We start from the raw sequence: 4,268 nt of genomic DNA, 5'->3' as shown, positions 1-4,268 counted from the left end.
GTCGGGGACGGGCCGGGCGCGGCGGCGGCGTGGCGGGCGTCGCTCGAGGTCAATCCCTTCAACCCCTACGCCTGGCGCGACCTGGCGCGGGCGCTGCGCCGGCTCGGCGACGCCGCGGGGGCCCAGACCGCGGCGGTCGCGGCGCTGCGCCTGGGGCCGGGGGACGAGGTCTTTCAACGGTCGGTCGTGGGCGGCCCGTAGCGCGGGCGCGAGGAAGGAGAGACGATGCAGGCACCCCAGTGGCGTGAGGCGGAGGACGTGCGTCAGGCGGAGGAGCTGGTGCGGGCGCAGGCGGCGATCCGCGAGCAGATCGGCAAGGTGATCGTCGGGCAGGAGAAAGTCGTCGAGGAGCTGCTCACCAGCCTCTTCACGAGCGGGCACTGCCTGCTCATCGGCGTGCCGGGGCTGGCCAAGACCCTGCTCGTGAGCACGCTGGCGCAGGCGCTGCACCTGTCGTTCAACCGCGTCCAGTTCACGCCCGACCTGATGCCCTCCGACATCACGGGCACCGAGGTGCTCGAGGAGGACGCGGAGCGCCGGCGCTTCTTCCGCTTCCTCAAGGGGCCGGTCTTCACGAACGTGCTGCTCGCCGACGAGATCAATCGCACGCCGCCGAAGACGCAGGCGGCGCTGCTGCAGGCGATGCAGGAGTACCAGGTGACCGCCGGCGGGCAGACCTACCCGCTGGAGCTGCCGTTCTTCGTGCTGGCCACGCAGAACCCGATCGAGCAGGAGGGGACCTACCCGCTGCCCGAGGCGCAGCTCGACCGCTTCATGTTCAGCGTCTACCTCGACTACCCGAGCTTCGAGGAGGAGGTGCGGATCGTCGGCACGACGACCGCCGCCGGCACCGCGGCCGCCGCCCCCGTGCTGGATGCCGCGCGCATCCTCGCCTTCCAGGAGCTGGTCCGCCGCGTGCCGGCGGCGAGCCCCGTCATCGAGTACGCGGTGCGCCTCGCGCAGGCGAGCCGGCCGGCCTCCCCGGGCGCGCCGAAGTTCGTGCGCGACCACGTCTCCTGGGGCGCGGGCCCCCGCGCCTCGCAGTACCTCGTGCTCGGCGCCAAGGCGCGCGCCGTGCTCTCGGGCCGCTATGCCGCCGCCGTCGAGGACGTGCGCGCGCTGGCGCCGGCGGTGCTCCAGCACCGCATCCTGACGAACTTCACCGCGGAGGCCGAGGGCGTGTCCGCCCGCGACATCGTCGCCCGGCTCCTGGAGGCGCTGCCCGGGGATGGACGCTAGCGTCGCACCGCCGCGCGGCGCGCCGGGCCGCCCCGGGCGCTACTTCGACCCGGTCGTCCTCGCCCGGATCTCGAACCTCGGGCTGCGCGCGCGCCACGTCGTCGAGGGCCTCATGGCGGGGCTGCACCGCAGCTCGCTGCGCGGTCTCTCGGTGGAGTTCTCCGAGCACCGGCCGTACGCGCCGGGGGACGAGTTGCGCCGCATCGACTGGAAGCTCTTCGGGCGCCAGGACCGCTACTTCGTCAAGGAGTACGAGGCCGAGACCAACCTGCGGGCGCACCTCTTCGTCGACGCGAGCGCCTCGATGCGCTACGCGGGGGACGCCGCGGGATTCTCCAAGTTCGACTGCGCCGCGACCATTGCCGCATCCCTTGCCTACCTGATGCTGCTGCAGCGTGATGCCGTCGGCCTCGTGGTGATGCGCGAGGAGGGGCCGCGCGTGCTCGCGCCGCGTTCGCAGCCGCACCACCTGCACGCGATCATCGCCGAGCTGGAGGCCGCGCGCCCGGCCGGGCGCACCGACGTGCGCGCCGCGCTGGCGGAGATCGCCGGGGGGCTGCACCGGCGCGGCCTGTGCGTGCTGATCTCGGACCTGCTCGACGACCCGGAGGGCCTCGCGCTGGGCCTGCGGCACCTGCACCACCGGCGCAACGACCTGATGGTGCTGCAGGTCGCCGACCGCGACGAGCTGGACCTGCCGTTCCGCAAGGTCACGCGGTTCGTGGACCTCGAGGAGCCGCTGGAGCTGACGACCGACCCGCGCGAGATCCGGGACGAGTACCGGGCGGCGGTGGCCGAGCACCTGGCGCGGGTGCGCGAGCTCTGCCGGCGGGCCGGGGCGGACCACGACCTGATCGTCACCGACGAGCCGCTCGACGCGGCGCTGGTGCGCTACCTGGCGCGCCGGGGAGGGTGAGCGGGTGCAGCTCGGCTTCCTCTCGCCGCTGAACCTGCTGTTCGCGCTGGCGATCGCCGTGCCGGTGGCGATCCACCTGCTCCAACGCCGGCGCGAGGCCCAGGTCGACTTCCCCGCGGTGCGCTTCCTGTTGATCGCGCAGCGCCGCTCGTCGCGGCGGCTGCGGCTGCGGCGCCTCCTGCTGCTGGCCCTGCGCTGCCTGGCCGTGCTCGCGTTCGCGGCGCTGCTGGCGCGGCCGGTGCTGCAGGCCCCGGGCGCGTCCTTCCGCGAGGGCGAGCCCGGCTTCACAGCGGTGATCCTGGACACGTCACTGAGCATGACGGCGCTCTCGGCGGACGACCGCCAGCGCTTCGAGGCCGCCCGTGACCTGGCGCGCGCGCTGGCCGCCCGCGGGGTGCGGGGGGAGCGCTTCGCGCTGATCGAGGCGGCCGCGGCCCCCGGGGCCCCGGAGGCGGCGCGATGGCTCGATCGCGACCAGTATCTCGCGGCAGTGGCCGCCGCGGCGGCGCGCCCCGCGGTCGCCGATCCCGGCCGTGCCTTCGGCGAGGCCTACCGCCTGCTGCGGGAGGCCGGCGGGCGGCAGCGGCGGATCGTGGTGATCAGCGACCTGGCGCGCGGCGGGTGGGAGCGGCTCGCGTTCGCGCAGCTGGCGGCCATCGACACCTCGGTCCCCGTGCGGCTGCTGCGCCTGGCCGGGGACGGCGCGCGCAACCGCGCGGGCGTCGTCGGCCTGGCCGCCAGGGGCGAGAGCACGATCGCCGGGGAGCCGCGGGAGGTCGCCGCAGAGGTCCTCAACGGCGGGCCGGAGCGCGTCGTGCCCGTGGAGCTGTGGCTCGATGGCGCGCTCGCGGCGAGCCGGATCGAGAGCATCCCGCCCGGCACGAGGGGCCGCGTCCCCTTCGCGGTGCGGCCGGCGGCGGGCGGGGCGCGGCGCGTCGAGGTCCGGGTCCCCCCCGACCGCTACCCGGCGGACGACCGGCGCCGACTGGCACTCGAGGTCGCGCCACCGATCGACGCGCTGGTGGTCGACGGCGACCCCGGCGCGTCGTTCGCCCAGGGCGAGACGTTCTTCCTCCAGGAGGCGCTGCGTCACGAGCGGCTGGCGGCGACGGTGCCGGTGCGCATCGGCACCGCGGGGCCGGAGGCGCCCGCGAGCATCCCCGAGGGGACCTCCGTGGTGGTGCTCGCCAACGTGCGGGCGCCCGGCGAGGAGGCGGGGCGACGGCTGGCGAAGCATGTGTCGGACGGCGGCGGGCTGCTCGTGTTCTGGGGCGGCGCGTGCGACGCGGAGGCGTGGCGGCGGACGCTCGGGGGGCTGCTCCCCGCGCCGGTGTCCGGGACGGCGGCGGCCAACCCCGATCGCCCCTGGCGCGTCGGCGACGTCGACTTCGCCGCGCCGCCGCTGACTGTCTTCGCGCCGCCGGCGGGCGGCACGTTCGCGACGGCCTCGTTCACGCTGCGCGCGCAGCTCGGGCCCCCGTCGCCCGCGGCGCGCGTGCTCGCGCGCTTCGAGGACGGCGCGCCGTGGCTGCTCGAGCAGCGGGTCGGGCGCGGGCGCGTCGTCTTCGTGGCGTCGACCGCGGACCTCGCCGGGAACGACCTGCCCACCCGTCCCGCGTACGTCCCCCTCGTCCAGCGGCTCGTGCTCTGGCTCGCGGGCAACCTCGTGGAGGCCTCCGACGCCGAGCGCGTCGCCGGCGATGCGCTCACGGTGGCGGGAGGGCCGGAGCTGGCGGGGGGGAGCGCGACGCTGGAGTCACCGGCGGGCGCGCGGGCCGAGGCGGCGTTCCGTGCCGACGGGTCGGGAAGCGTCGCCGTCTTCCCGCCGGCCGCGGAGACCGGCTTCTACCGCTGGTCGCGTCCGGGGCGCGAGGGGCTCGTCGCGGTGAACGTCCCGGCCGCGGAGTCCGAGCTGGCCGCGCTGTCGGCCGACGAGATCGCCGAGCGCCTGCGCCCGGTGCGCGCGGAGCTGGTGGACGTGAAGCCCGGCGGCGTCGAGGGCGATCCGTCGCGCCTCGGCGAGCGCAGCCTCGCGCCGCCGCTGCTGGGCGCGCTGCTCGCGCTGCTCCTGCTCGAGACCCTGGTCGCGGGCCCGCGCCTGCCCTGGCGGGGG

At 76.2% G+C, this 4,268-nt stretch carries 4 protein-coding genes; all 4 read left to right on the top strand.

Going from position 1 to position 4,268, the window contains the following annotated elements; all coding sequences use genetic code 11:
- The coding region (locus tag VI078_03020; protein HEY5998255.1) for a tetratricopeptide repeat protein at positions 1–201 on the top strand (201 nt) is incomplete at its 5' end.
- Between the two features lie 24 nt (positions 202–225).
- Positions 226–1,239 (top strand): MoxR family ATPase, encoded by a 1,014-nt coding sequence (locus tag VI078_03015; GenBank protein HEY5998254.1) that lies wholly within the window; start codon positions 226–228, stop codon positions 1,237–1,239.
- Complete coding sequence (locus VI078_03010) at positions 1,229–2,155, top strand: DUF58 domain-containing protein (GenBank protein ID HEY5998253.1); 927 nt, start codon at positions 1,229–1,231, stop codon at positions 2,153–2,155. The genes VI078_03015 and VI078_03010 overlap by 11 nt, the downstream gene beginning before the upstream one ends.
- 4 nt (positions 2,156–2,159) lie before the next feature.
- The coding region (locus VI078_03005) for a BatA domain-containing protein (protein HEY5998252.1) at positions 2,160–4,268 on the top strand (2,109 nt) is incomplete at its 3' end.

The sequence above is a fragment of the bacterium genome, from assembly GCA_036524115.1.
Taxonomy (GTDB): Bacteria; JAUVQV01; JAUVQV01; order JAUVQV01; family DATDCY01; genus DATDCY01.
This window is presented reverse-complemented; position numbering and strand designations above follow the sequence as displayed.

What these genes read in the sequence shown, in the direction of transcription:
- VI078_03015 (HEY5998254.1), top strand. Translation starts at nt 226, where the DNA reads ATGCAGGCACCCCAGTGGCGTGAGGCGGAGGACGTGCGTCAGGCGGAG.
- VI078_03010 (HEY5998253.1), top strand. Translation starts at nt 1,229, where the DNA reads ATGGACGCTAGCGTCGCACCGCCGCGCGGCGCGCCGGGCCGCCCCGGG.